General features: G+C 36.2%; 22 protein-coding genes. 12 read left to right on the forward strand and 10 right to left on the reverse strand.

Features of this window, described 5'->3' with window-relative positions; genetic code table 11:
- Positions 1-214: 214 nt before the first annotated feature.
- The 4 genes from MY533_RS07520 to MY533_RS07535 form a co-directional block, all read right to left on the reverse strand.
- The gene (locus MY533_RS07520; RefSeq protein WP_248718596.1) at positions 215-1,129 is read right to left on the reverse strand and encodes a DMT family transporter; all 915 of its coding nucleotides are present in this window, start codon (positions 1,127-1,129) and stop codon (positions 215-217) included.
- A 221-nt stretch (positions 1,130-1,350) separates the two neighbouring features.
- Positions 1,351-2,601 carry a glutamate-5-semialdehyde dehydrogenase gene (locus MY533_RS07525; RefSeq protein WP_248718597.1) on the reverse strand — a complete coding sequence of 417 codons (1,251 nt, stop codon included), beginning with the start codon at positions 2,599-2,601 and terminating at the stop codon, positions 1,351-1,353.
- Between the two features lie 12 nt (positions 2,602-2,613).
- A complete protein-coding gene (proB, locus tag MY533_RS07530; protein WP_248718598.1) occupies positions 2,614-3,708 on the reverse strand; it encodes a glutamate 5-kinase in 1,095 nt (364 codons plus the stop codon).
- Between the two features lie 474 nt (positions 3,709-4,182).
- Entirely contained in the window at positions 4,183-4,566 is a 384-nt protein-coding gene (locus tag MY533_RS07535; RefSeq protein WP_248718599.1) for a sodium:proton antiporter, read from the reverse strand.
- A 286-nt stretch (positions 4,567-4,852) separates the two neighbouring features.
- Here MY533_RS07535 and MY533_RS07540 point away from each other — a divergent pair, with 286 nt between their 5' ends.
- Positions 4,853-5,476 (forward strand): LysE family translocator, encoded by a 624-nt coding sequence (locus MY533_RS07540; RefSeq protein ID WP_248718600.1) that lies wholly within the window; start codon positions 4,853-4,855, stop codon positions 5,474-5,476.
- 14 nt (positions 5,477-5,490) lie between these two features.
- Positions 5,491-6,288 (forward strand): DUF1835 domain-containing protein, encoded by a 798-nt coding sequence (locus MY533_RS07545; protein ID WP_248718601.1) that lies wholly within the window; start codon positions 5,491-5,493, stop codon positions 6,286-6,288.
- Between the two features lie 136 nt (positions 6,289-6,424).
- Here the strand turns inward: MY533_RS07545 and MY533_RS07550 are convergent, their stop codons facing one another.
- A complete protein-coding gene (locus MY533_RS07550) occupies positions 6,425-7,303 on the reverse strand; it encodes a LysR family transcriptional regulator (RefSeq protein ID WP_248718602.1) in 879 nt (292 codons plus the stop codon).
- Between the two features lie 426 nt (positions 7,304-7,729).
- Here MY533_RS07550 and MY533_RS07555 point away from each other — a divergent pair, with 426 nt between their 5' ends.
- Together MY533_RS07555 and brnQ are read left to right on the forward strand one after the other, a co-directional pair.
- A complete protein-coding gene (locus tag MY533_RS07555) occupies positions 7,730-8,482 on the forward strand; it encodes an alpha/beta hydrolase (protein WP_132358820.1) in 753 nt (250 codons plus the stop codon).
- 222 nt (positions 8,483-8,704) lie between these two features.
- Positions 8,705-10,051 carry a branched-chain amino acid transport system II carrier protein gene (brnQ, locus tag MY533_RS07560; protein WP_248718603.1) on the forward strand — a complete coding sequence of 449 codons (1,347 nt, stop codon included), beginning with the start codon at positions 8,705-8,707 and terminating at the stop codon, positions 10,049-10,051.
- A gap of 63 nt (positions 10,052-10,114) precedes the next feature.
- On the opposite strand, the gene MY533_RS07565 is transcribed toward brnQ, so the two are convergent.
- Positions 10,115-10,873: an SDR family oxidoreductase gene (locus MY533_RS07565; RefSeq protein WP_248718604.1), complete on the reverse strand. Its 759-nt coding sequence runs from the start codon at positions 10,871-10,873 to the stop codon at positions 10,115-10,117.
- Between the two features lie 196 nt (positions 10,874-11,069).
- Here MY533_RS07565 and MY533_RS07570 point away from each other — a divergent pair, with 196 nt between their 5' ends.
- Entirely contained in the window at positions 11,070-11,639 is a 570-nt protein-coding gene (locus MY533_RS07570; RefSeq protein ID WP_248718605.1) for a TetR/AcrR family transcriptional regulator, read from the forward strand.
- A gap of 355 nt (positions 11,640-11,994) precedes the next feature.
- Here the strand turns inward: MY533_RS07570 and MY533_RS07575 are convergent, their stop codons facing one another.
- The gene (locus MY533_RS07575) at positions 11,995-13,200 is read right to left on the reverse strand and encodes a YhgE/Pip domain-containing protein (RefSeq protein ID WP_248718606.1); all 1,206 of its coding nucleotides are present in this window, start codon (positions 13,198-13,200) and stop codon (positions 11,995-11,997) included.
- A 55-nt stretch (positions 13,201-13,255) separates the two neighbouring features.
- The gene (locus tag MY533_RS07580; protein ID WP_248718607.1) at positions 13,256-13,837 is read right to left on the reverse strand and encodes a TetR/AcrR family transcriptional regulator; all 582 of its coding nucleotides are present in this window, start codon (positions 13,835-13,837) and stop codon (positions 13,256-13,258) included.
- Between the two features lie 353 nt (positions 13,838-14,190).
- On the opposite strand from MY533_RS07580, the gene MY533_RS07585 reads away from it, so the two are divergent.
- The 5 genes from MY533_RS07585 to MY533_RS07605 all read left to right on the forward strand — a co-directional run bounded on the left by MY533_RS07585 (position 14,191) and on the right by MY533_RS07605 (position 17,898).
- A complete protein-coding gene (locus MY533_RS07585) occupies positions 14,191-14,514 on the forward strand; it encodes a PadR family transcriptional regulator (RefSeq protein ID WP_248718608.1) in 324 nt (107 codons plus the stop codon).
- Positions 14,507-15,043 (forward strand): DUF2812 domain-containing protein, encoded by a 537-nt coding sequence (locus MY533_RS07590; protein WP_248718609.1) that lies wholly within the window; start codon positions 14,507-14,509, stop codon positions 15,041-15,043. Before MY533_RS07585 ends, MY533_RS07590 begins: the two co-directional genes overlap by 8 nt.
- Before the next feature lie 179 nt (positions 15,044-15,222).
- Positions 15,223-15,753, forward strand: a complete 531-nt coding sequence (locus tag MY533_RS07595) for a DUF2812 domain-containing protein (protein WP_248718610.1) — start codon at positions 15,223-15,225, stop codon at positions 15,751-15,753.
- Between the two features lie 11 nt (positions 15,754-15,764).
- A complete protein-coding gene (locus MY533_RS07600; RefSeq protein ID WP_248718611.1) occupies positions 15,765-16,670 on the forward strand; it encodes an ABC transporter ATP-binding protein in 906 nt (301 codons plus the stop codon).
- Positions 16,648-17,898, forward strand: a complete 1,251-nt coding sequence (locus tag MY533_RS07605) for an ABC transporter permease (RefSeq protein WP_248718612.1) — start codon at positions 16,648-16,650, stop codon at positions 17,896-17,898. Before MY533_RS07600 ends, MY533_RS07605 begins: the two co-directional genes overlap by 23 nt.
- 708 nt (positions 17,899-18,606) lie before the next feature.
- Here the strand turns inward: MY533_RS07605 and MY533_RS07610 are convergent.
- A complete protein-coding gene (locus tag MY533_RS07610; protein WP_248719174.1) occupies positions 18,607-19,866 on the reverse strand; it encodes an ATP-grasp domain-containing protein in 1,260 nt (419 codons plus the stop codon).
- A gap of 14 nt (positions 19,867-19,880) precedes the next feature.
- The gene (locus MY533_RS07615) at positions 19,881-21,125 is read right to left on the reverse strand and encodes an MFS transporter (protein ID WP_248718613.1); all 1,245 of its coding nucleotides are present in this window, start codon (positions 21,123-21,125) and stop codon (positions 19,881-19,883) included.
- An 858-nt stretch (positions 21,126-21,983) separates the two neighbouring features.
- Between MY533_RS07615 and MY533_RS07620 the strand changes: the two genes are divergently transcribed.
- Together MY533_RS07620 and MY533_RS07625 are read left to right on the forward strand one after the other, a co-directional pair.
- Positions 21,984-23,156, forward strand: a complete 1,173-nt coding sequence (locus tag MY533_RS07620; RefSeq protein WP_248718614.1) for a toxic anion resistance protein — start codon at positions 21,984-21,986, stop codon at positions 23,154-23,156.
- 165 nt (positions 23,157-23,321) lie between these two features.
- Positions 23,322-23,858 (forward strand): hypothetical protein, encoded by a 537-nt coding sequence (locus MY533_RS07625; protein WP_248718615.1) that lies wholly within the window; start codon positions 23,322-23,324, stop codon positions 23,856-23,858.
- Positions 23,859-23,958 lie beyond the last annotated feature (100 nt).

A 23,958-nucleotide genomic window follows, 5' to 3' on the forward strand; every position in this document is an offset into this window, starting at 1 on the left:
TCTGGCAGGCTATTCACCACGACTTTGGCGTCACTATCCATCGCTCTGCACAATGCATCCGTCGTTCAGTCAGGTCGTACCGTCGCCTTCAATTGCATCCGTCGCTCAGCATGACCGTTCCGTCAAGTACTTAGACTGAGTTCCTTATTTCAGTAGATGTTTAGATATCACCTGAAAAGGAACCATACCTTCCGTACCTTCCATCTTTTCACCTTTAGAGGTGGGTGGGGTCTGTAGCTGACGCTTCGCTTCCGCTACGAGGCACACGCTTTTTCTTCGGTACGTAAATTGTGTAAAAAATGCCACCAAAAATTAATACAATACCAGCTGTTTGCATGAAGCTCGGCATAAAATCAAGCAATAGCATATCAAGCAATATAGCCACAACTGGGTCAACAAATACTAATACTGAAACTAGAATGGTAGAAAGGCTACGAATACTATCAAAAAATAAATAGTAAACAAATCCTGTATGAATAAAGCCCGTCCCTAAAATATATAGCCAGTTTGTAGTCGTTAAACTCTCAAATAATGAAAAATTAACAAATGGCAATAGTATGATAATTCCGACTGCAGTTTGGATATATGTTAAGGCATAGGAGCTAAGCTTTGTGATTGTTTTACTTGTGAGCATCGTAAACGCGTAAAACAACGCAGACAGTAATGCCCAAATAAAACCTGATTTCATAAATTCAGAGAGTGACATAAAATTATTTAAACCGATAATGAGCATACTGCCGATAAAGCAGGTTACTGTTGCTAGCAATGCTTGAATAGTCATCTTTTCTTTTAAAAACAATGCGCCAAATATTAATACGAATATTGGTGCTAAATTATAGATTGAAATGGCAATGGAAATTGACATTTCTTCAAAGGCTTTAAATAAAAATACCCAGTTTAAGACAATAAAGACACCGCATAGAAGTGTACGTAATATTTCCTTTTTATCCCATATCTCTGTTTTATGACCACCTGTAATCAGCCACAATCCTCCTAAAAAGAGGGTAGCGCAAATACATCTAACAAATACTAGCTCGGTAGCAGGTACGCCAGTATGAACGGTAAAAAATCCAATAGAGCCAAAAAGGGCCATTGATACAGTTAGTTTGATAATCGCTGAAATGTTCATCCAAAACCTTCTTTCTATAAAATTATGATAGGGGGAAACTTAACGTTTCGCCCCGTTTTTAAAGTTTTCGCTTAGGTAGAGTTAGTACCTGCTCGGCTAATAGAAGAATCTTCGCAGGTATAGTTTCAAACTGCCTCATCTTGGAGAAGAATCTTAAAATCTTAAGGAAAGAAGGCCGACAGTTGACATACGCTGCCGACTCTTCATTAATAGTTTTACAATTATTCCCGGATTTGGCCGTTACCGTGAATGAAATACTTTGTTGATGTTAATGCTGGTAAACCCATTGGACCTCGAGCATGTAATTTTTGCGTACTAATGCCGATCTCTGCACCGTAGCCAAATTCAAAACCGTCTGTGAAGCGAGTGGAGGCATTATGATAAACAGCTGCCGCATCCACGCTATTTAAGAACGTATCTGCTACTAACTGATCCTCAGTCATGATGGCTTCAGAGTGGTTCGTGCCGTATTTATTAATGTGTTCGATTGCTTCATAAACGTTTTCCACAATTTTAACGCTGATCTTTAAATCTAAATATTCAGTTGCATAGTCTTCAGCTGTTGCTAGTTGAGCGAATTCAAGAGCTTGACAAACAGTTTCATCACCAATAATTGTCACACCTGCTTGATGCATAGCATTTAGTAGCTGTTTGCCGTGCTCCTTAAACCAATCAGGATGAATAAGTATGCTTTCTGCCGCATTACAAACCGATGGGCGTTGCGTTTTCGCATTGATACAAATTTTCTCTGTTTTTATGTAATCGGCCGAATGGTCCACATAAATATGACAGTTGCCAGCACCTGTCTCTAGTACTGGTACAGTGGCTTCATTTACTACTAAATCAATAAGTGCTTTTCCGCCACGAGGGATTAATACATCTAAGTATTCTTTTAAATGGAATAATTCTTTAACAGTTTCACGATTCGTATCCTCGATTAATTGTACAGCGTCCACAGGGATAGACGTTTTGCTAAGTGCACGATGTATACTTGCCACAAGTGCTACATTAGAAAATTTGGCAGAAGAGCTACCACGTAAAATGACTGCATTACCTGTTTTCAATGATAATGTCGCCGCATCCACTGTTACATTAGGTCGCGCCTCGTAAATCATCCCGATAACGCCAATTGGCACTTGACGTTTTTCAATCAATAGTCCATTATCTTTTTCTATTCTCTCTAGAAGACTACCTACTGGATCATTTAATTCAACAAGTAACTGAATAGCACTTGACATAGCTTCCACTCGTTCTTTATTTAGCATGATACGATCAAGTGTAGAAGCAGGCATTCCCTGTTTCTCACCATGAGCTAAATCCTTTGCATTTTCAGCAATGATAGTATCTTGATCAATGATTAATTGCTCAGCAATTTTTGTGAGAGCCTCATTTTTTTCGCAAGTTGTTTTAATATTTAAAATATAGCTGGCGGCCTTTGCTAGCTTTCCTTTTTGTTGAACTTCACTTGTCATGTGAATTCCTCCTTAATTTGTTTGAATTTTTAGCCATTTATCTCGGTGAATGACCTCAATAGGATAATTCGCTAACTCATCTGTACGTTTTCCCATCGCATGTGCTAACTCTAGGGAAGAATATAAGACCTCACCACGCCCAAGCAGTCCCTTGTCACTGTGGACCTCGACAACGTCTCCATTTTCGAAGTCGCCTTCAACACGGTAGACACCAGCGGGTAACAAGCTTTTCCCATTTGCCAATAAGGCATGCTCAGCACCGCTATCTATAAAAATTTTACCAGATACTTCCGTGAGTGCAATCCACTGTTTATTATTTGTTAAAACAGCCAGCGCATCATGCTCAACGTATGTACCATCACCATGTCCTTCCAAGATGTCGACAAGCTTTTTAGCACCGTGCCCAGTCCCAATAAACACTTTGACACCTGCATTTAATGCTGCTCGAGCTGCCAGTAATTTGGATTCCATACCACCTGTACCGACCTTCGAGCCTGCACCGTCTGCAAAACCAAGCATCTCATCAGATACCTCTGTTAAACGATCAATTCGTTTGGCATGTGGGTTTTTAGATGGATTGGCGTTATACAAACCATTGATGTCTGTTAGGATAATGAGCTGATCGGCATGAACAAGGCCACTTACTAGTGCCGATAACATGTCGTTATCACCAAAGGTTAATTCGCTAACAGATACTGTATCGTTTTCGTTAACGATTGGTAGTATGGAGCGCTCAAATAATTCTTCAAATGTAGCATAGGCATTTTTATAGCGCTCCTTTTTTGAAAAATCAGTACGCGTTAATAAAATTTGAGCAGGTACAATATCATAAATGCTAAATAGCGCATTGTAAATTTGAATAAGTAAACTTTGCCCAACTGCTGCCGCAGCCTGCTTTCCTTTTACTGTGACGGGACGAGAAGGGTACCCTAGCTGTTTAAAGCCAGCTGCAACTGCACCTGATGAAACAAGCAATACTTCATGACCGTCTTTTTTTAATTCAGCTATCGCTTGAACATGGTCCATTAAACGTATTTTATCAATTTCACCTTTTGCATTAGTTAAGGAGCTACTCCCAATTTTGACGACGATTCTTTTTCTTTCCATTGCAATACCTCCAATTCGCCATTACATTTGCATTATGATTTAAACATTAAGATTTGCTAAAAATAAAAAAACCTTTTCATCCTAATAATTAGGACGAAAAGGTTTGCTTTCCGTGGTACCACCTACATTGAACGTCATTGACATTCCACTTCGCTCATAACGCTTGAGACTGCGCCTAGATTAGCTAGGACGTATTACGAAGTAGGTTCTTTAGTCTTTCTTGTGCAACGCCTTACAGCCGATGGGCATCGCTCTCTGATCAAGTAGTTTCTACGTACTAGTCTTCGCCGCTTTTATTTTTATAATTGAATATCTTTTTGAATGATGTCTCATACCTCAAAAAGTAATTGAATAAAGAATGCACTACTTTAACAAGTCTGTCAAGCTAATTAGGAATGTTAATAAAAAGTTTTGAATAAATAAGTAGGTAATAATGAACAATCGAGGTTAGTTGAGAGGGAAGCACAACTTTGTTTAATTGTACCACCAGATTGCGACTAATAGTGGGAGCATCGCTATAATAATTACGAAAAAGCTCCATAATAATTGCTTTCCTGAAGACATATTTTTAGGTTTTATACTCATTTGTTCATATAGTTCGTTGATGGCACGTTGTTCTTTAGCATATAGCATAGTTTGAAATTCATCGTAATCTTGAATATAACTTGAAGGGGGGCGAGGGCTAAAACGTAAACTTCGAATATCATCAGTAATCTCTTTGTCACCCATAAAGTAAGTAATAACTGGCGCTAACCCTGAATTTTGTGTAGCTTGTACCTCGATATCATGTGTTTTCATTTTATAATAGATATTTCCTTGCTCGTCTTCATATTGCTTTACAATATCACTTACTGCCAAGGACAAACACCTCTTTCTCCAAAACGATACGACCTTTACGTTATGATAATATTCATTATAATGTATTAAAAGAGAAAAGTGTTGCATAAGCGAGCATAATTGGTTAGATGTTTTTGTGAAAATTGAGAAAAAGAGAATCTTCGTGTAGTATAATGGAAATAAAACCACATTATAATAGTTCTTTTCTAAAAGTAATTGTTTATTACCGAAAGTCGGGTGTGACATTTTGGTAAAACATATGTTAAGTTATGAGCCTATTTAAAAGTAATGGAAAGAAGGGGTAGTATTGACGTTTTCAACGTTATTGGCGTTTTTAGGAGCAGCAATTATTTTAACATTAATGCCTGGACCAGATAATTTATTTGTTCTTGCGCAAAGTATTACACAGGATAAAAAGGCTGGTATAGCGACATCACTTGGTCTTTGTACAGGTTTGCTCGTTCATATAGGAGCGGCTGTTCTAGGAATCTCAGCGATTATTTATCAATCAACAGTAATTTTTTCTATTGTTAAGTTTGCAGGAGCAGCGTATTTATTGTATTTAGCTTGGCAATCGTTTCGCGCGAAAGGTGATCCATTCACACTGGAACAGCAAAATGAACAAGCCTATATGACGTTATATCGAAAAGGTATTTTAATGAATATTTTAAATCCAAAAGTTTCTTTATTTTTCTTAGCACTATTGCCACAGTTTGTAAATCCTTCTAATGGCCATGTAGGTTTACAAATGTTAATTTTGGGTTTTGTATTTTTAGTACAAGCGCTTTTACTATTTTCATTATTTAGCATTTTTGCCGGTAAAGTAAGGGGGATGATTATTGGTAAGCCTGCAATTGCTAAACGATTAAATATGATTCAAGGCGTACTTTTCACTTTTATTGGGATACAAATAGCGCTGAGTAAACAGTAAATTGGGGGATTTTTATGGCGATTTTACATATAACGTTTAGCTTATCTACACAAGGTTCGATAAAACATGCAATACGACAGCATCATTTACAAAGGGATGAATCAGTGCTTAGTGTCCATGAGATTTTCTCGATTGGTCCACTAAGCAGCCCAGAAAAACGAAAAAACTGGTTAGATGCCTATATCTTTAGGGACAATGAAGAACGTGAGTTGTACGAGGATCTTCAACAAGCATGGAAGAAAAAAATTGCAGCTTTACCGTGCGATGTCGATGTCTGGGTTTGGTACAGCCAAAGTACTCATGAAGAGATTGGGTTACGTCTTGTTATGAGCGAATTGATCAATAAATGTAGTATGGTATATGGGATTGATGCTACAGAGGGCCTAAAGCGTGTACAGCCAAACTTGAGGATTCGTCAATCAGGTGAACTTTCAGCAGATTTGCTCATGAAACTCCGTTCTGAGGCCAAGCGCTTTTCTATTGATGAGTGTCAGCAACTTGCAAAGGAATGGGAAGAGCTGAAACAAAACCATAGTACACTGCGAATTTGGCGAGATGGAATAGTACATGTAGCGGAAGACGCATTGGATCCAATTATTATGGAATGTGCGGAAAGAGCCCATGCCGAACTAAATGAAGAATGGCTTATACCAATGCGTATTATCGGTGAAACACTTGGTGCAATTGATGACTATTTAAGTGAAGAGTTTGTGGAGAAACGCCTGCTGACCCTTGCAAAGCAGGGGCTTTTTGAGCTTAATGGGGATACGACAGATATGTATTCGTATCAATTAAAATATGTAGTGAAATAAAGTAGCATCTTTACAGTAACCACCTTTCATTTGGAGAAGGTGGTTTATTGTTGTTTTCTTTATGGAACGCTCTTCGTAAATAAAAAAAGCGAGTAACCATTGTTACTCACTTGGGTACAATTTTTATGACTAGCCATTACTTTTCGTAAAAATTGAATACAAATTGTTGAAATTGCCTTGCTGAAGGTGGAAGATATCGATTTTCAATCCAAGCCATACCTATTATCCGTTCACAAACCATATCCTCTACACGAATTTTAGCTAATTTATTTGGATTCAAATCTTCATCCACAGGTAGCAACGAGACGCCAAGCCCAGCACCTACAAAACCAGCAACTGTTGATACCTCATCACCTTCAAAAGTAATCTTCGGTTTAATACCTGCAGCATTTAATAATTTATCAGCTGTACGGCGCAATGCGTAACCCTTTTTCATCAGAACAAAATTCTCATGTTCAAGTTCCTTCATTTTAATGCTCGTCCGGTTAGCGAATGGATGGTCGATCGGCACCATAATAAAAAGCTCATCACGCCACAGCTCCTTCCAGCAAACAGGCGGCTCCGTGTCAATCGATGCAAGTAAACAAAGGTCTAACTCTCCCGCAAGTAATTGCTTAAGCTGAGAATGTGAGTAATTTTGTGTAAAGTGAAAGCGTATATGTGGATGATTCTGACGGAAAGCGCGAATCAAATCAGGTACGATGCTAGTCCCTAGTGTATGTAAAAAACCGAGTGATACATCTCCTAGCTCTGGATTATTGAGCTCCTGTAATTCTAAAACGGCTTTTTCATACTCCTTACGCATGCGTTGGACACGATACAAAAAAAGCTCGCCATATCGGTTAAGCATAATCGAACGTCCTTGACGGTCGAACAAGGGTACTCCTAATTCCTCTTCAAGCTTTGAAATCGAACGACTTAATGCCGGTTGAGAAATCGCTAATGCTTCAGCTGCACGAGTCATATGCTCAAGCTTTGCTACTGTGACAAAGTATTCCAATTGCTGCCATTCCATTATTTCACCTCTATTCTCGTTATTTTTGAGTTAACAGCATTATAACGGTAAAAGAGTAGGAAGTATAGGCACATAAAGTGAAACTTTTTCCCACTCATAATTAATCTTCACGAATCGCGCTTTTTGGGCAGTTTATCCCTCACCTATCTTCTTTGAAATCACAAAATTCTGACTTCTTTTTTTTGCTACAGATAAGTTAGGCCCGTTAATGCTAGAAAAAAGATTTTAAAAACTTTGCTCTTGAAAAATGAAATGCAAAAATAAAAATAACCAAAAGCGTTATATAACAGTCATTAACCTCACATCGTTAATGCATGAAACACATTAATATGATAAAAACTATAAATTGTACATTATGAATAAAGGGTGTTAAGATAGACACATAAATTACACAATTACAAATTTCCGTGAAGGGGATACTATAAAATGAATTTAACTAAGCCACAACCTCTAACTATTGAGGGAGGCAAAAAAGCCGTACTATTATTGCATGGATTCACAGGTAGCACAAAAGATGTGAAAAAGCTAGGAGAATTTTTATCAAAACGTGGTTATACGGTTCATGCACCGATTTATAGTGGGCATGGTGTAGAACCAGAAGCGTTACTTGAAACAAGACCAGAAGACTGGTGGAACGATGTTGTGGAAGGTTATAACTTCTTAAAAAGTAAAGGCTATGAGGAAATTGCTGTAGCAGGGATTTCACTTGGCGGTGTATTTTCTTTAAAAGTAGCAGAGACGTTTCCAGTTAAAGCAGTTGTTGCAATGTGTGCACCTATAACACGCGACAATTCTAAAGGTTTATTTACCCGACTTTATCATTACGCTCGTTTATATAAACATTTTGAAAATAAATCAAAAGATCAAATTATTTCTGAATTACATGAACTACGTATTACACCAAAGGATTCACTAGACGGTGTTACTCGTTTAACTACAGAAACACGAGATGAATTATCTACAATTAAAGCACCTACATTAGTATTACAAGGTTCATTAGATGATGAACTTTATCAAGAAAGTGCACCATTCATTTTAGATACTGTAGAAACTGATGATAAAGAGATTATTTGGTATGAAAATTCTGGTCATATTATAACTTTAGATAAAGAACGTGAAAAAGTGTATGAGGACGTATACAAGTTTTTAGATCACATAGATTGGTCTGTAGCAAACTAAGGAGCTGTCAGCAGACAGCTCTTTTTAGTTTTCTCTATTTACCCCCGAAAGAAGTCCTCACTTCCACGTGAAGGTGTATGACAGCACCAGTGAAAAGTTTAAAAGGAAAAAACAACTATTGTTTTTTAAATAAATGCTATGTTAATATAGTGGAATTGTAATGAGAAATCTCTTCATATAAATTGTATGCAATGGTTAAATACATCTAAGGAGTACATCAAAATGCAACAGAAAATACCTTTTTCAACATATGCAGTCATTGGTACAATGCTTTTCGGACTGTATTTTGGAGCAGGCAATCTTATTTTTCCAATTCAGCTTGGACAATTAGCAGGGACTAACTTTTGGTTTGGCTTAATTGGATTTTTAGTAACAGCTATCGGTTTACCGTTTTTAGGCATTTTAGCTATCGGTTTATCAGGTAGCAACGGATTGCGTGACTTAGCGAGCCGTGTTCACCCATTATTCGGCGTCATCTTTTCATTAGCCCTCTATTTAACGATTGGTCCTTTTTTTGCGATTCCACGTACAGCGACAGTTCCGTTTGTTGTTGGCTTTGAACCGTATATACAAGCGGAGCATACAACACTTTTACTTGCTTTATTTAGCTTCGTATTTTTTGCCATCGTTTTTTATTTCTCATTGAATCCAGCGAAAATTATGGATTATATCGGAAAATATTTAACACCAGCATTTTTGATTGTGTTATTTATTTTAATTATTATTAGTATTGTAAAACCGATGGGCTATTTCCAGCAGCCAATTGGAGATTATATTGATTCGGCATTTATGACAGGCTTTAAAGAAGGCTATAACACAATGGATGCTTTAGCCTCATTAGCTTTTGGTATCGTTGTAATTAACGCAATTAAAAGCGCAGGAATATCAGATAGAAAGGAAATTGCTAAAGCAACGTGGAAATCTGGTATTTTCGCCATGGCATTAATGACGTTAATATACGGTTTAATAACGTATATGGGGGCATCGAGTATTGAAGCTATTGGTACATTTGATAACGGTGGCTTAATATTTGCCGCAGTGGCAGATCACTATTTTGGATCATACGGGGCTATTTTATTAGCAGTTATAATTGTCCTTGCTTGTTTAAAGACAAGTATTGGCTTAATCACATCTTGTAGTGAATTTTTCCACGAAGTGTTCCCAAAATTAAGCTATAAATGGTTTGTTTTTTTATTGTGCGTTGTGTCATTTACAATCGCCAATTTCGGATTAACGAATATTATTAAGTTTGCTATTCCAGTGCTGATGTTCTTATATCCGCTAGCAATTGTCTTAATTGTCCTTGCATTATGCTCATCACTATTTAAAAATAAGCAAACGGTATATGCGATTGCTATGATTTTTACAATTTTTATTAGTGTAATTGATGGTTATAAAGCGTTAGTAGGTAGCATTCCTACAGCGAAATTAGGTATTTTTGATGCGATTGAAAAAGCTTATTCCAACTTATTACCTTTTTACGACATGGGCTTAGGATGGATATTACCAGCGTTAATTGGTGCTTTTATAGGATGCTTATTCCCAGCAAGAAGAGTGGAAAAAATTTAAATATAAAATTATCAAAAAGCACGCACAATGATTTTATGTGCGTGCTTTTTCGTATGGTGAAGCTTAGTAAGCTGTCCAGCCACCATCTACAGTAATTACTTGTCCGTTGACAAAACTTGCTTCATCTGAACCAAGGAATATAGCGAGCTGAGCAATTTCCTCAGGTTGTCCTGCACGTGGGTTAATAGCTAAACCTAGTGCTTGGCGAGCTGCACCTGTTTGACTCACATTTGTCATGGAAGAGGCAATGTTTGTGATCACTGCACCTGGAGCGATACCATTACAGCGTATATTTTTATCTGCATACATAAATGCTGTATTTTTTGTTAGACCAACAACAGCATGCTTAGAAGCAGTGTAGGCAGCCCCAGCACGAGCGCCATATAAACCACCAGCAGAGATATTGTTTACAATGACTCCATGTCCTTGAGCAAGGAAAATCTCTGTTGCCATACGCATCGAACGCATTACGGCAGTTGTATTCACCGCGAATACTTTGTCCCAACGTTCATCAGAAACTTCACCGACTGGCTCCATGCCATCCATAATACCAGCATTATTCACTAGAATATCTAATTTGCCATAAGCATTTTTTGTTTCATCAAATAAGCGTTGTAAGTCTTCTGTTGAGGCAACATTCGTTTGAATAGCGATCGCTGAGCCACCAGCTGCTTGGATACCCGCAACAACTGCTTGTGCACCTTCTAAATTTAAGTCAGAAACTACGACCTTTGCTCCTTCTTTGGCATAGCTCTCTGCAATGGCTTTACCCATACCTGATGCTGCACCTGTTACGATAGCTACTTTATCGTCTAATCTCATCTCAAAAACCTCCTATAATTTATGTTCTTTCACTAGCGTTTGTTCCAGTGATTTCGAGGATATAAAATGTTAAATATTGAACATGTGTTCATTAAAATAATATAATAATTTTGTAAGCGATTTCAATGCGCAAAATACTAAGAACTGTTCAGTAATCAACACATCTAAAAAATCTGTTTAGTAAGGGGGAAAAAATTTGGGCGCTAACGATTTAAGAGTTGTCAAAACGAAGCAAGCATTACATAATGCTTTACTAACGTTATTGAGTGAGAAGCCTTTAGAAAACATTACAATCGCAGAAATTTGTCGGGTCGCAAAGGTAAATAGGGGTACTTTCTACTTGCACTATGAGCAAAAGGAAGGCCTATTTGAGGAATACTTTCAGGAAATTATGAGGGATTTGAATAATTCCTATGAAGAACCGTACCGTGCAGTAACAACATTGGATAAAAACCAAATAGATCCAAATACTATTCGTATTTTTCATCATATTGAGCGCTTTAAAATGTTCTATCGTATTGTTTTTTCCAAGAATGTGCCGCTGACATACTATTACATGTTATTTGATGGGATTTTTGCTCTGCTAAAAAGAGATATCGCACTCCATAATAAAGTACATGATGAGATATCGATTGAGTATTATAGTGCGTACCAAGCAAACGCAATCATTGGCCTAATCATTCAATGGTATCGTCAAGATTTTGTAGATAGCGTAAGTACCTTAAATAAACAACTTGCCGGTATTTTACAAATTGGTGAAAAGTGATGAAGGGTTGATTAGAAGTGTAGAATAAATAGGCGAATAGCACTCATTTGTCATAACTAGTATGAATTAAGGTGTCATATTAATGTACAGCACAGCTCTTTTGCAAAACGAGGGGGTGATTTCAGTTTTAGCATTCGTTCATCTATATCGCTAATCTCCAAGGAGTCGCTTAGTCTCTACTCCAATCAAGCACTTCGCAAAATAGTGTCTTCTTATGTTGATGGGCAAGCCTGGAACGAAAATCATCTTCATTTTAGCTCTATCATATACATAATGATACCCTTTACCATTTTATTTTTTAACTCTAAAAGCGATGTACTAATTCGTTCATTAGTACATCGCTTTTTTGACCTATTTATTGAATAGTAGCAGGGACTACCTGCTCGTGTTCGTTTTGTACTTTTGATTTTTTAAAAGCAACGACGATAGTAGAAATGGTCAATGTTACAGCAATGATCATTCCTAACGAGCTACAATCACTCATTAAATTATCAGTGCTTCCACCAAAAATAATGGTGAAATAGCCATCAGCTCCATAAGTAGCTGGAAGAAGCGACGCTAGTTTATTGTAAAAATCAGATAGCATCGCTTGTGGAACTAGAGCACCTGAAGTAACAAGCTGCATAGAAAGAGCGCAAATATTAAAAATCATACCCAGATTGCCAAAAATGATGATAAAGGCTTGTGCTAGGCAGAGGAAAGCCCAGAACATTAATGCTTGCAAAAGATAGACTGATAAAAAATTTACTTGACTTGAAATGTTAAATAGATGCATTAAGGCAAGCGTTAATAGTGGAAGGGAAAAGGCAACACCAATATTAATAAGCTGTCTTGCTAGGAACAATTGCCACTTTGAAATTGTATGTTGCACAAGTTGTGCAGCCTGCTGATGCTGCATAATCATGACCATTGCACCAACAAATGACGAAATAATAACCATCAATGGCACAAAATTTGCAGCAAACTCTTCAACATTATTCGTTTTAATAATAGTAGAATTTATCGCACGATCCTTTACACTCATAATTGTGGTAGCAACGGCTGCGTTAATTTGCGCAGTATTTTGTTCCATTGGAAGCTGTGAGAACTTTTGAGAAAATGCTTCAATGGTTTTGCCCTGTTGTAAAGGATAAATATTATGGTTAATTTCCTCAGTTACTTGTTTGGCTATTCCATCCATCATGTTTTTTGCGATACTAGCATTTGCTTGATTAATAGCGTAAATTATTTCAGCCTCTTTACCGGCTTGTAATTGACTCGTAAAATCGCTTGGAATATGGATAATCATATGGATATCACGTCGATTTAATGCTTGCTCAGCTTTGTCAAGAGAAGTGTAATTTTCTAATGTGAAAGGTAGGGTGGCTTTTATTTCATTTACTACTTGTTGCCCCATCTCTGCATCTTCACTAATTAGTCCAATTTTTAAATTGTCTGTTCGGTCATTGAGACCATCATAGGCGGTCATCCATACGGAAAAGAAAATGATCTGAAATGCAATTGTGATGACGATGCCAATATAAGTTTCTCGAACTTTAAATAAAGCTTGTAAACCATTCATAAATAAACCTCCGATATAAGTAAGTACTTACTTGCATTGATAGGAAAAATTTTTTCTAGGGAGTCAATCCCCTAGAAAAAATTGAAATACTTGTTTTTAATAATTCTTCAGATGGCATATGAGAAACATTTGTTCCTAAGCGTGCACGTGACATGAAATGGCCAAAATTAACAGCAATAAGAGATAACGCTGCTGCTTCGAAATCAATCTCTCTCATTTTCCCTCTTTCATGCATTTCCTGAAAATAATGAATAAGCTCATTTTTAATATGCAGTGGGATATTAGCAATCTCTTCATTAATCTCAGGAAACTGCATGGCTTCTTTAAAGCCGATCATGACAAAGTCTTTAATAGACATTAAAAAGTTAAAATGCTTGATAGAGAAGTTTAGTAAATCCGTTTCCAAATCCCATGTAACATTTTTATTGATCTCTTGCTGTAAAAGAGGGAAATAGGAAAATTGCTCAATAATGGCTTTTAAAATACCACGCTTGTTTCCGAAGTGGCGAAAAATTGTTACTTCATTGACCCCTGCTAATTCAGCGATAGCTTTCGTTGTCGCCGCAGTATAGCCCTTCTCACTAATGAGTTGTAAAGCTGCTTCAGTGATTCGTTCTACGGTGCTTTTTGTTGACAATAGCGTTCTTCCTTTCATGCAAGTAATTACTTACATGCTAGCATATAACAATTTCAAACGCAATATAAATATTGAAGGACAGGCGAAATCAGGAAACGTTTAGATGACCAGATTGCCTTGTTGATGCCAAGAACTGCTGAAATGTTCGGGTATCCAGGAAACGCGAAGAGAATCAAAATATATTGCTACACTACGCGCACTTTGACTAAAAGCTTCCGAAAGCAATTATGCCGGAGAATAATTGAATAACTTTTTATGGAAAAACAATGTTGACAACTATATCGTCAGCTGATATATTTTAATTGTATCAGCTGACGATATATTGTTGGACGATATAAAAAAGGGGGATTTGTATGACGCAAGAGCACCCGCCATTAACAGAAGGCGTTTATTATATTTTATTAGCTTTATTTGATGCAAGACATGGTTACGGTATCATGCAATTGGTAGAGGAAATGAGTGATGGTCGTGTTCGGCTTGGAGCGGGGACGATTTATGGAGCTATTAAAACTTTACTCGAGCGAGGATGGATTGAGGCGCTTGACGGTGATGGACGAAAAAAGGAGTACATCATTACAGAGAATGGAAAAAAAGTCGTTGAATACGAAATTTTGAGATTAAGGGAACTTTTTGACAACGGCATCCGTATAACGAGGGAGGATGGAACAAATGAATAAATATCGATTGGCTGTTAACCCGTATGATATTGAGAAATGGGTTAACGATATGGCAAGACAAGGTTGGCATTTAAAAAAGTTCGCTTGGATACGTTTCACATTCGAACGTGGGGAACCAGGTAGCTATATTTATCGGCATGACGAATTAGAGCGCTACGGTGCTTCGTATGAAGACGAATACTTTAAATTTCTGAGGTCCTCAGGAATTGAACAGGTAGATCGTTCTGGCAATCTCGTCTTCTTTAGGAAACTAGCAAATGATGGACCTTTTGAACTTTACTCTGATAAGAAAAATAAAGTTAATAAGCTGTCCCAAAGAATTTCCTTGCTACTATCGCTTATCCTTCTTAATTTGGTTATAGGACTAATTGGTCTGAGTGGGTTTTTTTCAACACACGCAATAGACTGGATGAAATTATCAATGAATATCACTAATATTCTTGTAGTCGTGTTTTTTTCTATTCCATTATTAAAACTTGTTCGTGTGCGCAATAAATTGAAGAAGGATTTAGATCTGTTTACAGATTAGTATAGGAGACTGTTCCATTAATGCCAATTAGAAAGCTACATAAGTATGGGATTTCGTATTTGCCTCATAATTATTTTCTGGGAAATCAGAAAAAATAATTAATAGACGATTATCAAAGCGCATATTTAACCAGGAGTTCGCATCAGTTTTATACGATTAAAGATTGGAGGTGGGACTTTATGAAAAAAAGAGTGTATCGTTTTTTTCTCGATTATGAAAAGGAAGAAGCGTGGGTAAATGATATGGCGGAGCAAGGTTGGCATCTAAAGCGTACAATGGTGGGATATTTTATTTTTGAAAAAGGGGAACCAGGTCAATATATTTATCGTAATGAACTAGTCAAAGGCAAAAACCAGGATTACTATGATTTTTTAGACACGATGAATATTGAGTTTGTTTCAAAATTTGGCGTATGGGCTTATTACCGTAAAAAGAAATCAGAAGGTCCATTTGAATTGTTTTCAGATAGTTCTTCGAAAATAAAGTATTTAAAATCAATAAGTCGTCTTTTTATATCCGTCGCATTTCTTAATCTATTAATTGGATTTATCAATCTTTATATTGGACTTGGTGAATCAACGGAAAGATTCTTAAATACGGGATTATCATTTTTAAATTTTGTAGTCGTAATAATTATGTGTATGCAAATTTTGAAGGTTGAAAGACGTAAAAAAGGACTACAACAGGAAATACATATATTCGAAGCGTAGGAGGAAAAAGGATGACATTACAATTAGAGCGTGTCACGAAGAAATACAAAGACTTCACAGCAGTGGACAACTTAAATTTCACCATTGAAAAAGGGGAGATTTTTGGGCTGATAGGACAAAACGGAGCTGGTAAAACAACGACGTTCCGAATGATTCTAGATTTACAGGAGACAACGGCGGGTACAATTACGTGGGATGGCAAACCCGTTAATGCCATCAACCGTGATGTACTTGGCTATTTACCTGAGGAACGAGGCATTTTTCCGACGATGAAGGTAGAAGATCAGCTTTACTTTTTTGGCGAGCTACGTGGCATGAAGAAGTCGGTGTTAAAGAAGGAGATTGATTATTGGATTAACCGATTTGAGCTCGATGAAAGACGAAAAGATAAGGCTGAAACGTTGTCAAAAGGGAACCAGCAAAAAGTACAATTGATTGCTAGCTTTATTCATAAACCGCAGTTCTTAATACTAGACGAACCATTCAGTGGACTCGATCCTGTAAATAAAGATTTACTGAAAGATGCAATATTGCATTTAAAAGAACAGGGCACAACGATTTTGTTCTCTAGTCACCAGATGGATAATGTAGAGGAGCTATGCGATCATCTTTGTCTATTAAAACGAGGAGTCTCTCTGTTTTCAGGTAGTCTACTAGATTTAAAGAAACAATACGGAAAAACTAGATTGGCAGTACGTACAGAATGGTCGACAACTCAATTGTTAACGCTAGAGGGAGTCAAAGATGTTCGTGTGGAGAAAGAGCAAACGGTGCTCACTCTAGAGGATGAGAGCTATGCACAAAGCATTTTCGAGAAGCTTTCCAATGGTAAATATATAGAAAAATTCAGCTTAGATTATTTATCGTTAGATGAAATCTTTAAAGATAAGGTAGGTGGCAACGTTGTCGAAGTTTAATTTGTTAATGAAACAGCTTTACACATCAAAAATAAAATCAAAATCCTTTGTTGTAATGACATGCATTTATATACTTGGGATGTCTGTTGCAGTTTTCTGGTCAGATATTAAAGAGCTTTTTACGGGTGATGATCAAGCGCAACAAATTGCAATCGTCAATGAAACGACAGCTGATTTAAGTGGTCTCTTTGTATCGAATGGCGATATGGAATTTATACAAAATGAATCGAATATATCGGAGCTAGAGAAAAAGGTCAAAGACGAAAAGCTAGATGCAATCATTAAAATAACAGATCAAGATGGACAGCTACATGCTGAAATTGCCACTTTCACTCCGTTGAAATTAAATGATCAAGGTGCGATAAATTCGATTCTGCAACTTGCTGGTCAAAATTATGCTGTACAACAGTTATCATTAACGCCTGAACAAGCAACTCAAATTATGGATGCCAAAACGATTATTACTGATAAAAACTTAAATACAGAGTCTACAGGTGGTAAAAGCGAAGAAGAAAAACAATCAGGACAATTTGTATCTTATGCAGTAGGTATTTTAATTTACTTCTTTATTTCTACATTCCTATCTATGATTACAACGGAAATTGCAACTGAAAAAGGTTCACGTGCAATGGAAATGCTACTAGTAAGTGTAAAACCAGCTACCCATTTTAAAGCAAAAATTGCTGGTGTATTATTACTTGCATTAACACAGATGGGTATTATTATAGTTGTCTTCCTAATCTATGCGAAATTTGCGAAAAACGGTGTTATTTGGGATATGGCATCTAGTATCGTTAGTGAATTATCGATTAGTTATGTGATATATGCCGTGCTATTCTTACTATTAACAATTATTCTTTATTTAATTGTTGGTGCATTATTCGGCTCTTTAGTGTCTAAAGTTGAAGAAGCAGGTCAAGTATTAATGCCAGCCATGATGATTACATTAATTGGTTTCTATGTTATGTTATCGGGAATGGGGAATCCGGATACTCTTATCATTAAGATATTCTCTTATATTCCATTTACATCTGGGATGATTATGCCGATGCGTATCGGGGCTACTGATATTGGCGTAATGGTACCACTTCTATCATTAGGTATTTTAATAGCGACAATTATTGTTGCTTATTTATTCAGTATTTCATTCTATAAACGCAGCGTACTAACATATAGTTCAGGTGGCGTTATTAAGAAAATTAAAACGGTCCTAAAAGTGACTACATGATGAAAGCAGCTATTCTCTGTAAGATTAAGTACAAGTAATTGTACATTAGGCCTTATAGTGTTTCACTTATAATGTTACACATTTAATAAAAAAGCACATTACTAAATTTAATTTTAGTGATGTGCTTTTTATGTGCGCCCTGCATGTTATTACATTTAACAAAGAAAGCCGTGGTAGAAAAATCAATTTTCTACTTCTACGGTCTAGTAGATTCTTTCATTATATAGAGACTGAGAGAAAATCTTTTTATAAAAATCGGGTTCATCACCAAAAGTTGTGGATGACTTTTGTTAAAACGTCTACTATGTAAATAGTAGATTGGAGTGAGCGACTTCTCGGGGATGCAATAGAGGAACGAAGGCTAAAAGCATCACATCCTGTGATAACGCCTGCGTGACCAACATCGTGTTGGCCCGAGACCCTGCAGCGCAGCGGCAGCAACAAATGTTTTTTCTGTGCGAAAGCGAAGCGGCAGCAACAAAGTGCCCAGTCGGAACGGAAATCAACCACACGTTTTGGCGATGATCCAAAAATCATTCGAATTTCCAACAATTACTAAAAGGTGCCTCTATTTTCTTAACAACGAATTGCATATTGTAGTTTTGATACAGATGAATATTGAATAGGAAATAAAATAAATAAGGGAAAGACACACGTGGTTCAAATTGTCCTTTTTCTTGACATAGACTAGTATGTGCCACATTTCTTTTAAAATATTTTTTTAAAAGAAGGTTTCCATTCTGACAAATCCTGATAAACAAACGTTAAATTGTCACATATTTTATCTGCAACTTCGTACATATGTTTTATATCATTAGCTGTAAATAATATATATCCTTTGCGGTGAGTACTGTCTACAATAGTTGGTATGGTGTCACCTTCTTTTACTAAAAGATCAATCGATACGACCTCGGAAATGTTAGCTAACCCTTTAAACTTGATTTCTTTTAAGCAACCTGGTTTTGGAATTAAGCTTAAAGACATAGCTTGACATTTTGAAGGCACACATCTAAATTCATCTATATTTTTAGTAACCAATGCATCATAATAGTATCCAAATTGAGATATACCGGTTGTTAGTTCTACCATTTTCCAAATATTACCTCCACCTATCCTAACTTGAGACTCGATGATAATAGGCCTATTTTGTTTGTCTACCTTTACTTCTGTATGAGTAATGCCATTTTCTAGTTGTATGTCGTCCAAGAATAGCATTACTTTCTCAATGATTAATTTTTTTTGAGATTCATCTATAGGTGCCGGCATAATAGTATAGTTTATTAAAAACGTATCCGCTTTAAATATTTCAGCTGATATGGCTAGTATAGAATGTTTTTTGTTATAAGAAACGGCTTCGACCGTATAAACTACGTCACCTTCAACGTACTCTTCCCCTAAAATAGGTAGTTGAATATCGTTATCTTTAATAAATATCTCTACGTCATCTCCTATGTCTAGCTTTAACACCCCTTTACCACCTACGCCAATTGGAGGTTTTATTATAATACTATCTTTTTTATGCAAAAATTCATCAATGTCTTTTATGTTGTTGCAAATTATCGAATCGATCGAATAGTTTTTGCCTACTAGAAGTTCACGCATCATGTTTTTATTGCGGGTTATCATATTAGCGTTGTAAGAAAATCCTTTAACATTAAAAATCTTTCCAATAATGCTTGCAGTATCCAAGGCTACCTCGTTGAAAGATACAACTAGATCAAATGGTTTCTCCTTGAACAATTCTTCAGCATAGTAGATACACACGGGTATGTTTGTTGTATCTATTTCTTTTTTATAGAAACACTTTTCTAAGATAGTTCCATCGAAATATATGTGTTTAGTGTAAGAGCCTAAATAGGAAACATTATACCCCCTGTCTAAAGCATCTTGTATAGGCTTTGTCCATCCTCCTATAAATAAAATGTGTGGTGTATTTTCAATGTCAGTTCCTTTTGATACTTTATACATCATAATCATCTCCTCTAAATTGAACTCATATATTCAATGTTGGTTCCTTTTGATACGCCTCGCCTTAACAACACTATTAAACACAATGTTGTTCCAAAGCCCCCTATAAAGAACGTAGTTTGAAGCCCAAATATTGAAACTAAAAATGCACTAGCAAAACTCCCTAATGCCCAAGCTCCCCAATTTAGCGTACGCTGTACAGCATTTACTCTGCCCAGCATGTGATTTGGTGAGACGAGTTGTCGTATGGTTGCAGCGTAAGGACCAAATACACCTTCTCCGATACCATGTATGATACTTGCTGCTACTATACCGAATACGGTTCCAAAATATCCCATTATCGGTATTGAGGACAGGCCTATAACTGATACAGTAGCGCTATAAACAAGCATTTTTGTGTTATTAATTTGTTGACTTTTTTTGACGAGTATCGTATTACCTATTAAAAATCCTATAGCCGCAGAGCCTACAACAAAGCCAATTTCAAGTTCAGATAGACCCATTACCTTATATAGGAATATTACTAAAATGCTATTTAGTATATATTTAAAAAAACCGTAAACTGCGCCACAACTTACAATTGGTTCCAATACAGGGTGTTTTTTGAAATATATCAAACCTTCATATATGTTTATATATATCGATTTTATATTTACGTTTTTTAAAGTGCCTTCTGTATGCGATTTAAACCTTGAAATAAATAGTACACACAAAAAACAAACAAAATACGTTACCGCGTCAACAGTGAATATGCCTGTTAATCCAACTAGAGTAATTACGATTCCTGCTAGCATAGGACCGATTACTATAGAAAGTGACTCCGAAAGGGCTAGTTGCGCATTTCCTTTTTTTAAGTTGTCTTTATCTGTTAATATTTCAGGTAAGAAAGTAGGAATTGTAATGTTGTAAAAAGTGGTGAATATTCCATTTAAAAACATGAGAAACACCAATAAAGGGAACGTTATTATATTTGATACAGTCAGTATGAATACTGATAAAAATAAAACGCCTTGGCATATACTACAAATTAGCAAAACCTTTTTTCTATGAAGGATGTCTATCAAAGCACCTGCTACTAATCCGAAAATTAGGTAAGGTACGAATATAATCCCACGAAGCAAGGCAGCATTCGCCTCACTTGTTTCTAGCACCTCTAATGCAAAAAGAGGTAAAGCTACTATTGTAAACTGGGTACCTAACAAACTGATAGACTGCCCTAGCCAAAGCTTGTAAAAATTAAAATGATTGTTATTTTTCATAAAATACCTCCATTAATCAATTTCAGCACTCATCTTTTGTTCAGCTGACAAAACTCCTCTCTTTTCCTCGATCCCTTTGGCTTATTTTGTTTTCTCATGTCATCACCTCCACGGAAAACTAGTATAAACCCAAAATTCATTATTTGTACGGATTTGGGATTATAAGAGCAAGATTACAAAATCAACTAAAAGCAAATTATGAGAGTTACGTATGACAAAACAGGAGGAATTTCATGACTTATCTAAAAAGAGTAACTCTATTTTGATCAATCTTTTTTCAAAATGGAGTTTTTGCAGTTGCTAATTGTTAAGGATTGAGGGATAACACATAAAGAAGTTATGTACTTCGTTTCGAATTACAATAAAAGGTTTAACATATTTCAATGGATTTTGTTGAACGCTTGACTTTTAATAAAACAGTAAGCAGCTGCTTTTTTCATCGTTATGGCGCCCAGTCGGAGCAGGAATCAACCCTATGTCATGAGGTAAGTCCTAAAATACACTAGTGTTAGAAAACTATGTAAAATATTTCGTGGTTTCAGTCGAATTTCCAAATGAAACAAGCTATAATTTATAGAATAGGGTGTAGTTTTGTTAGTCAAGATTGATTGAAGATTAAAAAAATCACCTAGTCAACGCCTAGCGATACAAGAGGAGAAAGAACAGTTCTTTGTGAAACATGAGCAGCAGCTACCTATGCGTAAATGAGTTGGCAAAATCTTAAATGATCTTGAGCAATTAAAGCTTTTTGTCAATAGTTCAATGACTCTTATTTTGTAAAACTTGACTAAAATGAAACTTTTTCAGCTTGGAATCGTATGTAAATAAAAGAGATAAATCGCAGGGGGTAAAACTTTTATGTCTGAATTCGACAACGACCTATTAAAATCAAAGGATCCATTTGCATCAGAAAATCCATTACTACAACCTAATCCATTATTGCAGGTGGAGCAAGAGCCAAAAAAACCAGTACTTGTTTCTGAGCAGGAGCTATCACAAATCGCTCAAAATCAACTTGCTTTAAAGCAAGATCCTGAGGTTCATGCATTAGCACAAAAAATTGATGTGAAAGACCAAATTGCTATGCTAGAGCTTGGAAAAGAAACTGCGAATGGTATTTCTACTTTTTCAGATAAAATGCTAGCCACGATGAAAACAAGCAAGCTTGAGGAATCAAGTGTATTATTAAATAATTTAAATAGAATTATGGATAAATTTGATCCTCAAGATTTTGAAGAGGATAAAAAAGGTGGCTTCCTTACGAAGCTGTTTAATAAAGGAAAGGAACAATTAGAAAAGTTTCTATCCAAATATGACAGCATGAACAAAGAAGTGGATGTCATTTTCCGCGAGGTTCAAAAATACGAAGGTGAAATGAAACGTAATACCATTGATCTTGAAAATTTATATGATCAAAACTTAAATTACTTCCAAACTTTAAGTAAATTTATCGCGGCAATTGAAGTGAAAACAGATGAAGTACGTTCATCCTTACCAGCACTTGAGCAAAAAGCACAAACTGGTGATCAATTAGCGGCAATGGAATATGAAACGATGGTACGTGCCGTTGATTTACTAGAACAGCGTCGTTATGATTTAGAAATGGCGCAACAAGTTTCATTCCAATCTGCTCCACAAATTCGATTAATGCAGCAAGGGAATAACCATTTAATTGCTAAAATTAACTCTGCGTTTGTGACGACAATTCCTATATTTAAGCAAGGGCTTATCCATGCGGTGACGTTAAAACGCCAAAAGCTTATTTCAGATTCAATGAGTGAATTAGACCGTCGTACGAATGAAATGCTTGTACGAAATGCAGAAAATATTAGCAAAAATAGTGTTAATATCGCGCGTGCGGCTGGTAGCCCAAGCATTAAAATCGAAACAATTGAAACGACATGGCAAACAATTATGTCTGGTATTCAAGAAACGAAGCAAATTCAAGCAGAAACAGCAAGAAATCGAGAGGAAGGCCGTAAACGTATCGAACGTCTGCAGCTTGAATATGAAAAACTGAAAAAAATGTAATCGTAAAGCTTCTTGCATCTTACTTTGCAAGAAGCTTTTTTTGACAAAATAGAAATTCCTCATTATGATAAGGTAAATGAGAATGATTATCAAAGAAGAGGGAAGAGGAAAGATGCTAAACAATGCAATTCGATTACATAAAATAATCAATCATGGGGTTAAAAGATGATGAGCAAAATGAATCCTACTTCATTATCATGTGAACGTTTAAAGGATGGAGCGCTAGCAATCAATACGACAGAAAACCTAATGCTCGTGTTAAAAAGTCGCTACCAAGAATTAATGCAAATAGAAGAGCTGTACAATGCCATGAATATAGATTTAGATGAAAAGCACACTATTTTAGAGCAAGAGAGAAAAGTGTTAAAGAAGAAAAATATTGAGCTTGTGGAAGACATGCAAAAAATAAAGCAGCAAAACACCGTCTTACAAAAAAAGCTAACAGAATATAATTGTGTCGTAAATGAGCTAAAGGAGATTCGCCGACAAAATACAGAGCTATTAATTGAATTAAGTAAATATACTGCTCTGTCAAAGGAATCTCTGTCAGGTCCTTTAAAATCTATGATTCGCGATATGCGTGAGCAGGGAGTTGGCATTAAAGAAATCCACATTCGCATAAAACGACAAATTAATCCTGATATTAGCTATAGTACGGTACGCAAATATATTTCTGAGCTTGAATCTGAAATGAAAGAGTAACTTTGTTTATGCCAATTTATTAAAATTTGGCATTTACAGTCACCATTCAAAGCCCTATAATAAGTCTATTCTTTAAATGGTAATATTAAGAATGTCGTAT

Source organism: Lysinibacillus sp. Ag94, from assembly GCF_023242215.1.
Lineage (GTDB): Bacteria > Bacillota > Bacilli > Bacillales_A > Planococcaceae > Lysinibacillus.